Origin of the sequence: Kitasatospora sp. NPDC096077, assembly GCF_040303245.1 — a bacterium.
GTDB lineage: Bacteria > Actinomycetota > Actinomycetes > Streptomycetales > Streptomycetaceae > Kitasatospora.
The window spans coordinates 17,640-33,288 of sequence record NZ_JBEOSV010000065.1 but is presented as its reverse complement, the minus strand read 5'-3'; the positions used below and the strand labels follow the sequence as shown (position 1 = coordinate 33,288).

Annotated in this window: 13 protein-coding genes; 9 read left to right on the top strand and 4 right to left on the bottom strand. The window is 72.8% G+C overall.

Annotated features, from left to right (window positions below):
- Positions 1–45 precede the first annotated feature (45 nt).
- Positions 46–1,275 (top strand): cysteine--1-D-myo-inosityl 2-amino-2-deoxy-alpha-D-glucopyranoside ligase, encoded by a 1,230-nt coding sequence (gene mshC, locus ABTZ03_RS35320; protein WP_350517265.1) that lies wholly within the window; start codon positions 46–48, stop codon positions 1,273–1,275.
- Positions 1,276–1,419: 144 nt separating this feature from the next.
- On the opposite strand, the gene ABTZ03_RS35315 is transcribed toward mshC, so the two are convergent.
- The gene (locus ABTZ03_RS35315; RefSeq protein WP_350517264.1) at positions 1,420–2,373 is read right to left on the bottom strand and encodes a PAC2 family protein; all 954 of its coding nucleotides are present in this window, start codon (positions 2,371–2,373) and stop codon (positions 1,420–1,422) included.
- Positions 2,374–2,522: 149 nt separating this feature from the next.
- Between ABTZ03_RS35315 and ABTZ03_RS35310 the strand changes: the two genes are divergently transcribed.
- Together ABTZ03_RS35310 and ABTZ03_RS35305 are read left to right on the top strand one after the other, a co-directional pair.
- Entirely contained in the window at positions 2,523–2,651 is a 129-nt protein-coding gene (locus ABTZ03_RS35310; protein WP_350517263.1) for a hypothetical protein, read from the top strand.
- A 75-nt stretch (positions 2,652–2,726) separates the two neighbouring features.
- Positions 2,727–3,248 (top strand): SRPBCC family protein, encoded by a 522-nt coding sequence (locus ABTZ03_RS35305; RefSeq protein WP_350517262.1) that lies wholly within the window; start codon positions 2,727–2,729, stop codon positions 3,246–3,248.
- A 43-nt stretch (positions 3,249–3,291) separates the two neighbouring features.
- Here the strand turns inward: ABTZ03_RS35305 and ABTZ03_RS35300 are convergent, their stop codons facing one another.
- Entirely contained in the window at positions 3,292–4,374 is a 1,083-nt protein-coding gene (locus ABTZ03_RS35300) for a glycoside hydrolase family 18 protein (RefSeq protein ID WP_502894690.1), read from the bottom strand.
- Positions 4,375–4,517: 143 nt separating this feature from the next.
- Between ABTZ03_RS35300 and metH the strand changes: the two genes are divergently transcribed.
- The 3 genes from metH to ABTZ03_RS35285 all read left to right on the top strand — a co-directional run bounded on the left by metH (position 4,518) and on the right by ABTZ03_RS35285 (position 10,689).
- Complete coding sequence (metH, locus tag ABTZ03_RS35295) at positions 4,518–8,027, top strand: methionine synthase (protein WP_350517261.1); 3,510 nt, start codon at positions 4,518–4,520, stop codon at positions 8,025–8,027.
- Positions 8,028–8,166: 139 nt separating this feature from the next.
- Positions 8,167–8,871: an HAD family hydrolase gene (locus tag ABTZ03_RS35290; RefSeq protein ID WP_350517260.1), complete on the top strand. Its 705-nt coding sequence runs from the start codon at positions 8,167–8,169 to the stop codon at positions 8,869–8,871.
- Positions 8,872–9,081: 210 nt separating this feature from the next.
- Complete coding sequence (locus ABTZ03_RS35285) at positions 9,082–10,689, top strand: ABC transporter substrate-binding protein (RefSeq protein WP_350517259.1); 1,608 nt, start codon at positions 9,082–9,084, stop codon at positions 10,687–10,689.
- Between the two features lie 87 nt (positions 10,690–10,776).
- Here ABTZ03_RS35285 and ABTZ03_RS35280 read toward each other — a convergent pair whose 3' ends face one another.
- Both ABTZ03_RS35280 and ABTZ03_RS35275 read right to left on the bottom strand, forming a co-directional pair.
- The gene (locus ABTZ03_RS35280; RefSeq protein ID WP_063346919.1) at positions 10,777–11,448 is read right to left on the bottom strand and encodes a response regulator; all 672 of its coding nucleotides are present in this window, start codon (positions 11,446–11,448) and stop codon (positions 10,777–10,779) included.
- Positions 11,445–12,356 (bottom strand): RecB family exonuclease, encoded by a 912-nt coding sequence (locus ABTZ03_RS35275; RefSeq protein ID WP_350517258.1) that lies wholly within the window; start codon positions 12,354–12,356, stop codon positions 11,445–11,447. Before ABTZ03_RS35275 ends, ABTZ03_RS35280 begins: the two co-directional genes overlap by 4 nt.
- Before the next feature lie 201 nt (positions 12,357–12,557).
- Between ABTZ03_RS35275 and ABTZ03_RS35270 the strand changes: the two genes are divergently transcribed.
- The 3 genes from ABTZ03_RS35270 to ABTZ03_RS35260 form a co-directional block, all read left to right on the top strand.
- A complete protein-coding gene (locus tag ABTZ03_RS35270; protein ID WP_350517257.1) occupies positions 12,558–13,769 on the top strand; it encodes a site-2 protease family protein in 1,212 nt (403 codons plus the stop codon).
- A gap of 57 nt (positions 13,770–13,826) precedes the next feature.
- Entirely contained in the window at positions 13,827–14,786 is a 960-nt protein-coding gene (locus ABTZ03_RS35265) for a tRNA (adenine-N1)-methyltransferase (RefSeq protein WP_350517256.1), read from the top strand.
- An 81-nt stretch (positions 14,787–14,867) separates the two neighbouring features.
- Positions 14,868–15,649 (top strand): hypothetical protein (locus ABTZ03_RS35260; protein ID WP_350517255.1); only part of this gene is annotated, 782 nt, incomplete at its 3' end.

The window sequence follows — 15,649 nt, the reverse complement described above, 5'->3', positions numbered from 1 at the left end:
CTACTGGTTAGGCTTTCAAATGTTCTCAAGGTTAAAGTCGATCCCATGCATGCCTGGCCCGCCTCCGAGGTTCCCGCCCTGCCTGGTCAGGGGCTCCCCCTCCGTATCTTCGACACCGCAGCGGGCACGGTCCGCGAGGTGGTGCCGCAGGACGGCACCGCCCGGATCTACGTCTGCGGCATCACGCCCTACGACGCGACCCACATGGGCCACGCCGCCACCTACAACGCCTTCGACCTGGTGCAGCGGGTCTGGCGGGACGCCGGTCACGACGTCCTGTACGTCCAGAACGTCACCGACGTGGACGACCCGCTGCTGCAGCGCGCGGTCGAGACCGGCCAGGACTGGGTGGCCCTCGCCGAGCGTGAGACGGCCCTGTTCCGCGAGGACATGACCGCCCTTCGGCTGCTCCCGCCGGCCCACTACGTCGGCGCCGTCGAGTCGATCCCGTGGATCGTCCCGATCGTCCAGAAGCTGCTGGCCTCCGGCGCCGCCTACCACGTGGACGGCGACATCTACTTCTCGGTCGACGCCGACCCGCACTTCGGCGAGGTCTCCGGCCTCACCCGCGAGGCCATGCGCCCGGTCTTCGCCGAGCGCGGCGGCGACCCGGACCGCCCGGGCAAGCGCAACCCGCTGGACGCGCTGCTCTGGCTGGCCGCCCGCCCGGGCGAGCCCGCCTGGGACACCGAGCTCGGCCGCGGCCGCCCCGGCTGGCACATCGAGTGCGTGGCCATCGCGCTGCAGTACCTGGGCATGACCTTCGACCTCCAGGGCGGCGGCAGCGACCTGTCGTTCCCGCACCACGAGATGGGCGCCGCCCACGCCCAGGCCGCCAGCGGCGCCCACCCGTACGCCAAGGCGTACGTCCACGCCGGCATGGTCGGCCTGGACGGCCACAAGATGTCCAAGTCCCGCGGCAACCTGGTCTTCGTCTCGGCCCTGCGCCGCGAGGGCGTCGACCCGGCGGCGATCCGCCTGGCGCTGCTCTCGCACCACTACCGCGCGGACTGGGAGTGGACCAAGGCCGTCCTGGACGAGGCCGTCGAGCGCCTCGCCCGCTGGCGCGCCGCGGTCTCCCGGCCGGACGGTCCGGCCGCCGAGGAGCTGCTCGGCGAGGTCCGGGCCGCGCTGGCGGACGACCTGGACGCGCCCGCCGCGCTGGCCGCCGTCGACCGCTGGGCCGCGCGGCAGGAGAACGAGGGCGGCACCGACATCGGCGCCCCCGGTCTGGTCTCCCGCACCGTGGACGCCCTGCTCGGCGTCGCGCTGTAGTCTCCGGCGCGCCGGACGCTCTGCCGAGCACAACCGGGCACGACTGAGCGCAACTGAGCACAACGACGCCGAAGGGGCGCCGGGACCGAGGTCCCGGCGCCCCTTCGGCGTTCCCGACGGGCGTTCCCGCCAGGGGCCGGAGGACTACTCCTCCTCGGCCCCCTCCTGGCTCTCCCGGGTCGTGCCCGGCGACTCCGGCTCGGCCGGCCGCTCGGCCGTCGCGTGCCCGGACACCGGCTTCTCGCCCGTCGGCCCGACGTTCTCCCGCCGGCGCAGGTAGCGCTCGAACTCGCGCGCGATCGCGTCCCCGGAGGCCTCCGGGAGCTCCGCGGTGTCCTGCGCCTCCTCCAACTGCTGGACGTACTCGGCCACCTCGGTGTCCTCGGCGGCCAGTTGGTCCACGCCCAGCTGCCAGGCCCGGGCGTCCTCGCCCAGCTCGCCCGGCGGGATGCGCAGGTCCAGCAGGTCCTCCAGCTTGTTCAGCAGCGCCAACGTGGCCTTGGGGTTGGGCGGCTGGGCGACGTAGTGCGGCACCGCGGCCCACAGCGTCACGGCCGGCACCCCGGCGTGCGAGCACGCCTCCTGGAGCACCCCGACGATCCCGGTGGGGCCCTCGTAGCGGCTCTCCTCCACGTCCAGCCGACGGGCCAGGTCGGGGTCGGAGGTGACCCCGCTGACCGGCACCGGGCGGCTGTGCGGGGTGTCCCCGAGCAGCGCGCCCAGGATCACCACCAGCTCGATGCCCAGCTCGTGCGCGAAGCCGAGCAGCTCGTTGCAGAACGAGCGCCAGCGCATGCTCGGCTCGATGCCGCGCACCAGCACCACGTCCCTGGTCTCCGGCTCGGTCACCCGGACCACCGAGAGCCGGGTGGTCGGCCAGGTGATCCGGCGGATCCCGCCGTCCAGCCAGATCGTCGGACGGTTGACCTGGAAGTCGTAGTAGTCCTCCGCGTCCAGGGCGGCGATCACCTTGCCGCCCCAGGTCTCGTCCAGATGCGCCAGGGCCGCGGAGGCGGCGTCGCCCGCGTCGTTCCACCCCTCGAAGGCGCAGACCATCACCGGGTCGATCAACTCGGGAACATCTTCCAGCTCGATCACCCAGCGTCTCCCTCCGGTCGGCGGTCGGACCGGCACCGCCTCGGCTGGTCCGCCGGGGCAACGATGGGCCGGCTCCCGCCTGTCGAACCTCTCGTCTCCCATGGAACGGCTCGCTCCATGGTCCCTACCTGCCCAGCCTACGGGCTTTGATGCGCAAGGCGGTCGGGCACCGGGACAGTCTGGGGGAGCGGGCCGCCGTGATCCAGCGGATATCCGGCCCGTGGACGCTGACGATCCGTCAGATCGGCCGACCGGAACGCACGGTGCCCGACCGGTGACGCCCCGGGACGGATCGCCCGCCGGGCGCGGCGGGGCGATGATGGGGGCGGGGGCCGGGCGGAAGGGGCCGACCGATGAACCGACGGCTGTGGATCGGCGCGGGCGCGGGAGCGGCGGCGCTGGCCGGGACGGCCCTGCTGGCGGCGGACCGGGCCGGGCGCCGGCTGCCGGTCGAGCACCTGACCGAGGGCGGGCTGGAGCTGGCCCAGCCGCCCGGAGCGGTCTGGGACGTGCTGACCGACATCGACCTCTACCCGGCCTGGCGGCCGGGCCTGACCCACGTCGAGCGGCTGCCCCCGGGAGCCGGCGGCCGCCCGCGCTGGCGCGAGTACGACCGGCACGGGCACACCACCTACGAGGTGGTGGCGAGCGAGGCCCCGCACCGGCTGGTGACCGGCATCGCCGACCCGGACCTGCCGTACGGCGGCACCTGGACGTACCGGCTGACCCCGGCCGGGCCGGGCTGCTCGCTGACCGTCACCGAGCGCGGCGAGGTCCGCCGGCCGGTGGACCGGGCGGTCGCCCGCTACCTGGCCGGTGAGGACGCCGGCGTGCACCGCTACCTGGGCGCCCTGGCCCACCGGCTGGCGGGTTGAGCCGCGGTCGGGCCACCGGAGAAACGAGCCACCGGAGAAACGTTTACGCCGGATCCACCCAGCCGTTCCGGTAGTCCGCCCAGTTCTCCGGCGTCGCCGCGAAGTCCACGTACAGTGCGACGCCGAAGTTCGCCCGCCGCAGGTCCTGCCGCCCGAGGCCCAGCCGGACACCCCGGACGGCCGCCGGGACGGTCTCCGCGTGGCCCCAGTGGCCCCACCTGTCGTCCCAGTAGAACGGCAGGCCGATCAGCAGGTCGACGTCCGGCGGGGTGGCCCGGAGGGCCAGCTCGGTCTGCTGCGCGACGTAGCCGCCGTACAGCGGCTCGGTCGGCATCGAGGTGTCGTAGGTCATCACCGCGATCTGGTCGACCCGGCGGGCGGTCTCCCGGAAGTACGCCTCGTCCCACCACTTGCCGTGGTCGGTGAGCAGGATGCCGGCCGTGTGCAGGCCGGGGACCGGGTCGATCTGCGGGGCCGCCACCGACAGCTCGGCGCCGCGGGCGGCCGTCACCGGGTGGACCTGGTCGAGCAGGGCCAGCCAGCCGGCCGTGCCCGGGCGGATCGGCTCCATGTCGAAGTGCACGCCGTCGAAGCCCTGGTCGAGCACCTGGCGGGCGGAGACGGTGATCCGGTCCCGGGTGGGCGCGTCGTCCAGGTCGAGGGCGTCCCGCTCCGGCTTGACCTCGTCGCCCAGCCAGCCCTGCACCCGTACCCCGGGCAGCGCCCGGTGGGCCGCCGCGGTGAACCAGCGGGCCTGTGGGTGGACGGACGCGGGCAGCGAGCCGTCGTGCTCCAGCGGGCCGGTGTGCACGTACAGGTCGCGCACGCCGGTGCCGGCCAGTTGCCGGGCCAGCGCCGCCACGTCGGCGTCGGTCTTGCGGCCGTCCACCCAGGCGTGGCCGAGCCAGACGGCGTCCCGGCCCCGGGTACGGGCCTCGGCGGCCGGTTCACCCGTGTAGTGCAGTCGGATCGCGACGAACACCGAGCCCAGCGCGGCGACCGGTACGGCCACCGCGAGCCCCAGCGCGACCAGCGCCCGGCGCCACCACGACAGGCTCCTCCAACGGCGCACCGGGGCCGTCAGGGCCCGCCCGATGCGCCGCGCGACGGTCCCGGACCGGCCCACGCGGTTGCTCCCCCCTTGCGGTCGAGCGTTCAGGATACGGAATGGGCCCGCGGGCCCGGCCGTGGGCCGGATACCCTGGCCACGTGCGTGCCCGAGCAAGCGAGCGCGCAAAGCCGACAGCCGTCGCACCAGGGAGATGCCCCATGGCCACTGCAGCCGACCCGTCCATCACTCAGCAGAGCCGCGCGAACGCGCTGCGTGAAGCGCTCGCCACCCGGGTGGTGGTCGCCGACGGTGCGATGGGCACCATGCTCCAGGCGCAGGATCCGACCCTGGAGGACTTCCAGAACCTCGAAGGCTGCAACGAGGTCCTCAACGTCACCCGGCCCGACATCGTCCGCTCCGTCCACGAGGCCTACTTCGGGGTGGGCGTGGACTGCGTGGAGACCAACACCTTCGGCGCCAACTTCTCCGCGCTGGGCGAGTACGAGATTCCCGAGCGGATCTTCGAGCTGTCCGAGGCCGGCGCCCGGATCGCCCGCGAGGTGGCCGACGCCCACGCCGCCGACGGCCGCACCCGCTGGGTGCTCGGCTCGATCGGCCCCGGCACCAAGCTGCCGACCCTCGGCCACGCGCCGTACGAGACGCTGCGCGACGGCTTCCAGCGGAACGCGGCCGGCCTGATCGCCGGCGGCGCCGACGCGCTGCTGGTGGAGACCAGCCAGGACCTGCTGCAGACCAAGGCCGCGATCCTCGGCTCCAAGCGCGCCCTGGCCGAGGCCGGACTGGACCTCCCGGTGCTGGTGCAGGTCACCGTGGAGACCACCGGAACCATGCTGCTGGGCTCCGAGATCGGCGCCGCGCTCACCGCGCTGGAGCCGCTCGGCGTCGACTACATCGGCCTCAACTGCGCCACCGGCCCGGCCGAGATGAGCGAGCACCTGCGCTACCTGGCCAAGAACGCGCGGATCGGCCTGTCCTGCATGCCGAACGCGGGCCTGCCGGTGCTCGGCAAGGACGGCGCCCACTACCCGCTCTCCCCGGCCGAACTGGCCGAGGCGCACGACGTGTTCACCCGCGAGTACGGCCTCTCGCTGGTCGGCGGCTGCTGCGGTACCACCCCCGAGCACCTGCGCCAGGTGGTGGAGAAGGTCCAGGGCCGTCCGATCGTCCGGCGCGAGCCGCAGCCGGAGCCCTCGGCCGCCTCGCTCTACCAGGCGGTGCCGTTCCGCCAGGACACCTCGTACCTGGCGATCGGCGAGCGCACCAACGCCAACGGCTCGAAGAAGTTCCGCGAGTCGATGCTGGCCGGCGACTGGCAGGCCTGTGTGGAGATCGCCCGTGACCAGATCCGGGACGGCTCCCACCTGCTGGACCTGTGCGTGGACTACGTCGGCCGCGACGGCGTCGCCGACATGAAGGAGATCGCCGGCCGGCTGGCCACCGCGTCCACCCTGCCGATCGTGCTGGACTCCACCGAACCGCCCGTCCTCCAGGCCGGTCTGGAGGCGCTCGGCGGCCGCGCGGTGCTCAACTCGGTGAACTACGAGGACGGCAACGCGCCCGACTCGCGCTTCGGGCGGATCGCCTCGCTGGCCCGCGAGCACGGCGCCGGCCTGATCGCGCTGACCATCGACGAGCAGGGCCAGGCCCGCACCGCCGGGCTGAAGGTCGAGATCGCCGAGCGGCTGATCGACGAACTCACCACCGACTACGGCATCGACGAGGGCTCGATCCTGGTCGACTGCCTCACCTTCACCCTGGCCACCGGCCAGGAGGAGTCCCGCAAGGACGGCATCGAGACCATCGAGGCGATCCGCGAGCTCAAGCGCCGCCGCCCGAAGGTGCAGACCACGCTGGGCCTGTCCAACATCTCCTTCGGCCTCAACCCGGCCGCCCGGGTGGTGCTCAACTCGGTCTTCCTGCACGAGTGCGTGGAGGCCGGCCTGGACTCGGCGATCGTGCACGCCTCCAAGATCCTGCCGATCTCCCGGATCCCGGAGGACCAGCGCGAGGCCGCCCTCGACCTGGTCTACGACCGCCGCCGGGAGGGCTACGACCCGCTGCAGCGCCTGCTGGCGCTGTTCGAGGGCGTCTCCAGCGCCTCGGTCAAGGCCTCCAAGGCCCAGGAGCTGGCCGCGCTCCCGCTGGAGGAGCGGCTGCAGCGCCGGATCATCGACGGCGAGCGCAACGGCCTGGAGGCCGACCTGGACGAGGCGCTGACCGTGCGCCCGGCGCTGGAGATCATCAACGACACCCTGCTGTCCGGCATGAAGGTGGTCGGCGAGCTGTTCGGCTCCGGTCAGATGCAGCTGCCGTTCGTGCTCCAGTCCGCCGAGGTGATGAAGACCGCGGTGGCCCACCTGGAGCCGTACATGGAGAAGTCCGACAGCGAGGGCAAGGGCACCATCGTGCTGGCCACCGTCAAGGGCGACGTCCACGACATCGGCAAGAACCTGGTCGACATCATCCTGTCCAACAACGGCTACAACGTGGTCAACCTGGGCATCAAGCAGCCGGTCTCGGCGATCCTGGACGCCGCTCAGGAGCACCGGGCGGACGTCATCGGGATGTCCGGACTGCTGGTGAAGTCCACCGTGATCATGAAGGAGAACCTGGAGGAGCTGAACCAGCGCAAGCTGGCCGCGGACTACCCGGTGATCCTCGGCGGCGCCGCCCTGACCCGCGCCTACGTCGAGCAGGACCTGCACGAGATCTACGAGGGCGAGGTCCGCTACGCCCGGGACGCCTTCGAGGGCCTGCGGCTGATGGACGCGCTGATCGCGGTCAAGCGCGGCGTGCCCGGCGCGACCCTGCCGGAGCTCAAGCAGCGCCGGCACGCCAAGGTCGAGGTGGAGGAGCCGGAGCCCGAGGTCAACCTCGGCCAGATCCGCTCGGACGTGGCGCTGGACAACAAGCTGCCCACCCCGCCGTTCTGGGGCGACCGGATCGTCAAGGGCATCCCGTTCGCCGACTACGCCTCCTGGCTGGACGAGGACGCGCTGTTCAAGGGCCAGTGGGGCCTGAAGGCCGCGCGCAGCGGCGAGGGGCCGTCCTACGAGGAGCTGGTGGAGACCGAGGGCCGGCCGCGGCTGCGGGCCTGGCTGGACCGGCTGCAGACCGAGGGCTGGCTGGAGGCGGCGGTGGTCTACGGCTACTACCCGGCCAACTCCAAGGGCGACGACCTGATCGTCTTCCACGAGGACGGCTCCGAGCGGACCCGCTTCACCTTCCCCCGCCAGCGGCGCGGCCGCCGGCTCTGCCTGGCGGACTTCTTCCGCCCGGAGGAGTCCGGCCAGCGGGACGTGGTCGGCCTCCAGGTGGTCACCATGGGCAACCGGATCTCGGAGGCGGCCAACGAGCTGTTCGCCGGGAACTCCTACCGCGACTACCTGGAGCTGCACGGCCTCTCGGTGCAGCTGGCCGAGGCGCTGGCCGAGTTCTGGCACGCCCGGGTCCGCTTCGAGCTGGGCTTCTCCGGCGAGGACCCGCAGGACGTCAAGGACATGTTCGCGCTCAAGTACCGGGGCGCCCGCTTCTCGCTCGGCTACGGGGCCTGCCCCGAGCTGGAGGACCGGGCCAAGATCGCCGACCTGCTGCGGCCGGAGCGGATCGGCGTGGTGCTCTCCGAGGAGTTCCAGCTGCACCCGGAGCAGTCCACCGACGCGATCGTGATCCACCACCCGGAGGCGAAGTACTTCAACGCCCGGTAATCCACACGTCCTTCTCCGTTCGCTCTTTCCGGGCGAAGCGGGCGTATCCTTGATGATCCTGAACGGGCCGGTCCGCCTACCAGCGGGCCGGCCCGCGCCATCCCCGGGGGACCCCTGGGCCAGTACGGAAGGACCCGCCATGACCACCAGCTCCACCGCCGCCCCGGCACTCGACCTCGGGGACGACCGCGGCCTCCAGGCGGTGCTGCTGGACATGGACGGCACGCTGGTGGACACCGAGGACTTCTGGTGGCAGGCCGAGGTCACGCTCTTCGCCGAGCTGGGCCACCAGCTGGACGAGCAGGACCGGGCGCACGTGGTCGGCGGCCCGATGACCCGGGTGATGGACTACCTGGTCGCCCGCACCGGGGTGGACATCGCCCCGGCCGACCTCGGGGTGCTGGTCAACCAGCGCTTCGTCGACCTGCTGGCCGGCGGCGTGCCGCTGATGCCGGGTGCCGAGCGGCTGCTCAACACCCTTGCCGCGCACGGCGTTCCGGCCGCGCTGGTGTCCGCCTCGCACCGGCACGTGATCGACATCGTGCTGCGCTCGCTGGGCGCCGAGCGGTTCGCCTTCACCATCGGCGGGGACGAGGTGCCGCGCACCAAGCCGTTCCCGGACCCGTACCTGGAGGCGGCCCGCCGGCTGGGCGCGGAGCCGGCCCGCTGCGTGGTGGTGGAGGACACCCCGACCGGGGTGCGGGCGGGCGAGGCGGCCGGCTGTCCGGTGATCGCGGTGCCCTCGGTGGCGCCGATCGAGCCGGCCCCGGGGCGGCTGGTGCTGCCGTCGCTGGAGCGGGTCGACCTCGAACTGCTGCGCTCGTTGGTCGCTTCGCGGGTGTGATTGTCATCTCATTGTAGGCGGGGCCTACTCGCCGGTAAGCGCCTCGTCGCGAGGGCTCCGGGGGAGAAAACGGGCATTGGCTGACAACTCGTCGGGCGTGCCGGGATTCCCTCAACCACCGTGTCCCAAACGTCATCTGCACGGGTATCGGTCGTGCGTGTTCGATATGGCACGCTACTCGGGTTCGCGACACCCCCGAAGGACGCTCCCGTGAAGACTTCAGCTGAACGCCTGGCAGCTCTCGGCTGCGCCGGACTGGTCGCCGTGACGGTGGCCGGGTGCGGATCGGTCACCGATGCCGTCAAGGGGGACAGCGGCGGCAAGTCCATCACCATGGGGACCTCACAGCTGACCGGCTCGCTCGACCCCGCGGTCGCCTACGACCTGGGCTCCTGGCTGGTGCTGCGCAACACCTTCCAGTCGCTGCTGACCTTCCCGGCCGCCGCCAGCACGCCCTCCCCGGACGCCGCGAAGTCCTGCGAGTTCACCAACAGCGAGGCCACCGAGTACCACTGCACCCTGCGGCCCGGCCTGAAGTTCTCCAACGGCCACCCGCTGACCGCCGAGGACGTGGTGTTCTCGATCCAGCGGACCAAGAAGATCGACGACAAGAACGGCCCGACCGGCCTGCTCTCCTCGATCAAGGGCGTCGAGGCCAAGGGCGACAGCGAGGTGGTCTTCCAGCTGTCGACCCCCGACGCCACCCTGCCGGCCAAGCTGGCCGGCCCGGCCGGCGCCATCGTCGACCACCAGGTCTACCCGGCCGACAAGGCGCTGCCCAACGACAAGCAGGTCGGCTCCGGCCCGTACCGCTTCGACTCGGTCGAGGCCCTGGCCGGCAGCAAGCAGCTGGGCAAGGTCGTGCTGGTGCCCAACGACAAGTACAGCGGCGACGCCAAGCTGCGGAACAGCAAGTTCACCGTCCGGTACTTCGACAAGCCCACCGACCTCAAGGCCGCGCTGGACAAGGGCGACGTCGACCTCACCGACAACAGCCTGGAGCCGAACACCGCCGCCCAGATCCAGTCCGAGCAGCAGGGCGGCAAGACCGACCTCCAGGTGGTCGAGGGCGACAGCAACGACACCCGCTCGCTGGTCTTCAACACCAAGGACCCGGGGGTCGCCAACGTCGGCGTCCGCCAGGCCGCCGCCGCGCTGCTGGACCGCAAGGCGCTCGCCCGCGACGTCTTCGCCCGTACCGTCCAGCCGCTGTACGCGATGGTGCCGGCCGGCGTCACCGGCCACACCACCGCCTTCTTCGACCGCTGGGGCGACCAGGACGTGGCCAAGGCCCGCAAGGCCCTGACCGACAACAAGGTCCAGATCCCGGTCAAGCTCACCCTCACCTGGTCCCGTTCGCGGGCCGGCAGCGGCGAGGCCGACACCCTCAAGAAGCAGCTGGAGACCGGCGGCCTGTTCCAGGTGACGGTCCAGCAGGAGCCGGACTGGGACGCCTTCCGCAAGGGCTGGGTCGACGGCAAGTACCAGGCGTACATCATCGGTTGGTTCGCCGACTACCCGGACCCGGACAACTACACCGCCCCGCTGCTGGTCGACGGCGGCGCTTACCACACCGGCTGGGACGACCCGAAGATCAGCCAGAAGCTGATCCCGGACGCCCTCAAGCAGACCGACCGCAGCGCCGCCTCGGGCGCCTACACGCAGATCCAGCAGATCGTCGCCGACAACGTGCCGTTGATCCCGCTGTACCAGAACAAGGCCTTCTACGCGGCCCGTTCGAACATCACCGGCGTCGAGTCCACCGTCGACACCACCGGCTTCTTCCGCTTCTGGGAGATCAGCCGCAGCAGCAAGTAGCGCACCACGCACGGCGGCCCGCCCGCTTCGCCCCGTACCGTCGGGGGAAGCGGGCGGGCCGCCGTCACGTCCGCGCCCGCCGCAGCGCTACAGCGCGCCGGGCCGCACCAGTCCGCTCTCGTAGGCGTACACCGCCGCCTGGACCCGGTCGCGCAGCTGGAGCTTGGTCAGCACATGGCCGACGTGGGTCTTCACGGTGGTCTCGCTGACGAACAGCTCGGCCGCGATCTCCGCGTTCGACAGCCCGCGCGCCACCAGCTTCAGCACCTCCAACTCCCGCTCGGTCAGCGCGCTCAGCGCCTGCGGCGGCGCCTCCTCGCCCGAGGGCAGCTTGGTGGCGTACATGTCCAGCAGCCGGCGGGTGATGCTCGGCGCCAGCATCGCCGCGCCGTCCGCGACCACCCGGATCGCCTGCACCAGCTCCTCCGCCGGGACGTCCTTCAGCAGGAAGCCGCTGGCGCCCGCGCGCAGCGCCTCCACCACGTACTCGTCCAGGTCGAAGGTGGTCAGCACCAGTACCTTGGCCGGGCCGTCCCGGCCCGGGCCGGCGATCCGGCGGGTCGCCTCGACGCCGTCCATCCGCGGCATCCGGATGTCCATCAGCACCACGTCGGGCTGCAGCGCCCGCACCTGGTCCAGCGCCTGCTGGCCGTCGCCGGCCTCGCCGACCACCACCAGGTCGGACTCGGCCTCCAGGATCATCCGGAAACCGGTGCGCAGCAGCGGCTGGTCGTCGACCAGCAGCACTCGGATCGTCACTGGGACTCCTTGCTCATCGGATCCCCCGTGGGATCACTCTCATCCGACGTACGGGCCAGCGGCAGCGGGTACGGTGGCGGGGTGCCGCCGAACTCCGGGCAGCTGGCCTGGTGGTCGCACCAGTCGCAGAGCCGGTTGCGGGTCGCCGGGAAGTCCCCGGTGGCCACCGCCTCGGCGATCCGCTCCCACAGCGCCTGCAGCTTGCGCTCCACCGCGAGCAGGTCGGCCTCGTCCGGGTCGTAACTGACCACGTCCCCGCCGCCGCCCAGGTACACCAGCTGGAGGCGCTTGGGGATCACGCCCTTCCAGCGCCACACGACCAGTGCGTAGAACTTCATCTGGAACATCGCCTTGCCCTCGAAGTCCCGCGAGGGCGCCCGGCCGGTCTTGTAGTCCACCAGCCGGACCTCACCGGTCGGGGCGACGTCGACCCGGTCGATGTAGCCGCGCAGCAGCAGCCCCGACTCCAGGGCCGTCTCCACGTAGAGCTCGCGCTCCACCGGGTGCAGCCGGGTCGGGTCCTCCAGCCGGAACCACTGGCCGACCAGCTTCTCGGCGTCCGCCAGCCAGCGGGTCAGCGCCGCGCCGTCCGGGTCGTCCGGGAACAGCGAGGCCAGCTCCGGGCGCTCGCCCAGCAGCCGCTCCCACTGCGGGCGCAGCAGGCCCAGCGCCCGGTCCGGGGTCCGCTCGGCCGCCGGGCTGTCGAACAGCCGCTCCAGCACCGCGTGCACCAGCGTGCCCCGGGTCGCCGCCGCGCTCGGCGGCTCGGGCAGCCGGTCGATCACCCGCAGCCGGTACAGCAGGGGACAGGTCAGGAAGTCCCCCGCTCGGGACGGGGACAGCCCGGTCGGGGGCGCCGCCGGGCGCGCCGGGGCCCCGGCGGCGCGGCTGGTGTCGGTCTGCTGCATGGCTACGACCCTATTGCCCTTTCCTGTCATCCCGCTGCCACGGTGCTGCCGCACCGCTCCGTGCGGCCCCGCCCGGGCCGGTCCCGGAGCCGGTCCAGTGGGTATGAATGCCGACAGAGGGGCGCGCGGCACCAAGTGGCCGCGATCACGTAGCGTGGGCGCACCGGGGGCACCACGGGCGGGACGACCGAAGGGAACACGGTGAGCGACACCAGGGGGCAGCAGACCTCCGACCAGCCACCGCAGGACGGCGGGCGCCCGACCGGGCCGCCCCCCGAACGCGGCGGCGGCCTCCTGATGGGGCGCCCGTTCGGCGTGCCCATCTACGTCACCCCGTCCTGGTTCGTCATCGCCGCCCTGATCACCTGGGTGTTCGGCGGGCAGCTCGGCGACGTCCTGCCCGAACTCGGCAGCGGCCAGCGCTACCTGCTCGCGTTCTTCTTCGCGGTCGCCTTCTACGCCTCGGTGCTGGTGCACGAACTCGCCCACACCCTGGTCGCGCTCCGCTACAAGCTCGGGGTGCGGCGGATCCAGCTGCAGTTCTTCGGCGGCGTCTCCGAGATCGAGAACGAGGCCGAGAGCCCCTGGCGGGAGTTCTGGCTGGCCTTCGTCGGCCCGCTGCTGTCGCTGGTGCTCGGCGGGGTCTTCTACCTCGCGCTGCGCGCCGTCGAACTGTCCAGCGTGCCCGGGGTGCTGCTGACCGGCCTGATGGTCTCCAACCTGGTGGTCGCCGCCTTCAACCTGCTGCCCGGGCTGCCGCTGGACGGCGGCCGGATGCTGCGCGCCCTGGTCTGGGCGCTCACCGGCCGGGCGATGACCGGCACGGTGGCCGCGGCCTGGATCGGCCGGGCGCTGGCGGTCGCGGTGCTGTTCGGCCTGCCGCTGATCAGCGCCTCCCGGGACGGCCAGCGCACCACCACCGACACCCTGGTCGACGCGGTGCTGGCCGCCGTGCTGGCCGCGATCATCTGGAACGGCGCCACCGGCAGCCTGCGCAACGCCCGGCTCAAGGAGGCGCTGCCCGCGCTGCGGCTGCGCGACCTGGCCCGCCGCACCGTCGAGGTCACCGCCGACACCCCGCTCGGCGAGGCGATGCGCCGCGCCCGCGAGGCCCAGGCCGGCGCGGTCGTGGTGGTGGACGGCCGGGGCGAGCCGATCGCCATCGTCCGGGAGTCCGCGGTCCGGGCGGTGCCCGAGCACCGCCGCCCCTGGGTGGCCGTCGGCCCGCTCGCCCGCGACCTCGAACCCGGCCTGCGACTGGACGCCGACCTCGGCGGAGAGGACCTGCTGCGGGCCATCCAGGCCACCCCGGCGGGGGAGTACCTGGTGGTCGAGGCGGACGGCCGGGTCTACGGCGTGGCCGCGCTCAGCGACATCGAGCAGCGCCTCACCGCCGCCGTCTCCGGCCGCTGAACCGGCCCCGGCGGCCCTGGTGAGGCGGTGCGCTCCGCTTCCCTTAGGATTGGCCGCATGTCCGAACCGACCGGTGCCGCCCGCCGACGCGGGCCCTTCCAGGTCGGGGACCAGGTCCAGCTGACCGACCCCAAGGGTCGCCACTACACGTTCACGCTCCAGGCCGGGAACCAGTTCCACACCCACAAGGGTGCGTTCCCGCACGACGAGCTGATCGGCGCTCCCGAGGGCACGGTCGTGCGCACCACGGGGAACGTCCCGTACCTCGCGCTGCGCCCCCTGCTCCCCGACTACGTCCTGTCCATGCCGCGCGGCGCGGCCGTGATCTACCCCAAGGACGCGGGGCAGATCCTGGCCATGGCCGACATCTTCGCGGGCGCCCGCGTGATCGAGGCGGGTGTCGGCTCGGGCGCGCTCAGCATGTACCTGCTGCGCGCCGTCGGCGAGCACGGCATGCTGGCCTCCTACGAGCGCCGGCAGGACTTCGCGGACATCGCCCAGGGCAACGTCGAGCGCTACTTCGGCGGCTCCCACCCGGCGTGGAAGCTGACCGTCGGCGACCTCCAGGACAACCTGGTGGAGACCGACGTCGACCGCGTCATCCTGGACATGCTGGCCCCCTGGGAGTGCCTGGACGTCGCGTCCAAGGCGCTCGTCCCCGGCGGCCTGATCTGCTGCTACGTGGCCACCACCACGCAGATGTCCAAGACCGTCGAGGCGCTGCGCGACCACGGCACCTTCACCGAGCCGCAGGCCTGGGAGACCATGGTCCGCACCTGGCACCTGGAGGGCCTGGCGGTCCGCCCGGACCACCGGATGATCGGCCACACCGGCTTCCTGCTCACCGCCCGCCGCCTGGCGGACGGCGTCGAGCCGCCGCTGCGCCGCCGTCGCCCGGCCAAGGGCGCCTACGGCGAGGACTACGACAACGGGACGCCCGAGCCGTCCCTGCAGGAGCGCGCCGCGGCCCGCAAGGCCGCCCGCGCCGACGAGTCCGAGCAGCCCGACCTGGGCTGAGCCCGAATTCCGGACAAGGGGTGGTGCGAGCGCCGAGCTCGCACCACCCCTTTCGTTTTCCGTGCACCGGCGTGTGGGACGATGCACGCACACGCAGACCAGCTCCTGGAGCTCTGGAGGGGACGCCTGGTGGAGACCGCGGTCGGGACGACGGCGACGGCTGGACAGCAGACACCGCGGGGCCGTTCCCGGGCCGGTCACGCGCGCACCGCGCCCTGGCACTGGGCCCTCGCCCTGGCCGGCTGCGGCGCGGTGGTGGCCGCCGCCCTGGCCGCCTCCCCGGCGACCGGCACCCCGCTGCCGACCCGTGCCGCCGGCACCCCCAAGGCCCTCGCCGCGAGCGCCGCCCCCGACCCGGCCAAGGCCCAACTACCCATGGACTGCGGCCCGTTCCCGGTCCGGACGGTGCTCAGCGTGCCCGCCGACCTGGGTGACGGACAGCCCGGTACGGTCGTCGCCGCCCAGTGCGCCGCCGACACCGGCAACCCGCCGGAGTCGGTGTACCTGCTCGGATTCGGCAGCAGTGGACGCCCGGTGGTGGTCGCCACCCTGCTGACCGAGCGCGAGAACCTCACCCTGAGCCGGCTCGCGGTGCGCTCCGACGGCGCCATCACCGGCCGCGCGCAGGGGTATTCGAGCGACGAGGTGCCGCGCTTCCGGCCCGACCTCTCGCTCGACCTCACCTGGACGCACCGGGGCGGCGGCTGGGAACGCTCCCAGACCGCCGCCCCGGCCGCCGCGGCCGGTCCGGGCGCGGGTTGCCCCACCCCGAGTGCGCGGCCGGCCCCGAGACCTCGACCCCGGCGGCGACCCCGCGCCCGGGGATTCAGTGGCCGGGGGCCGCCGTGGCCGAGTCCACCACC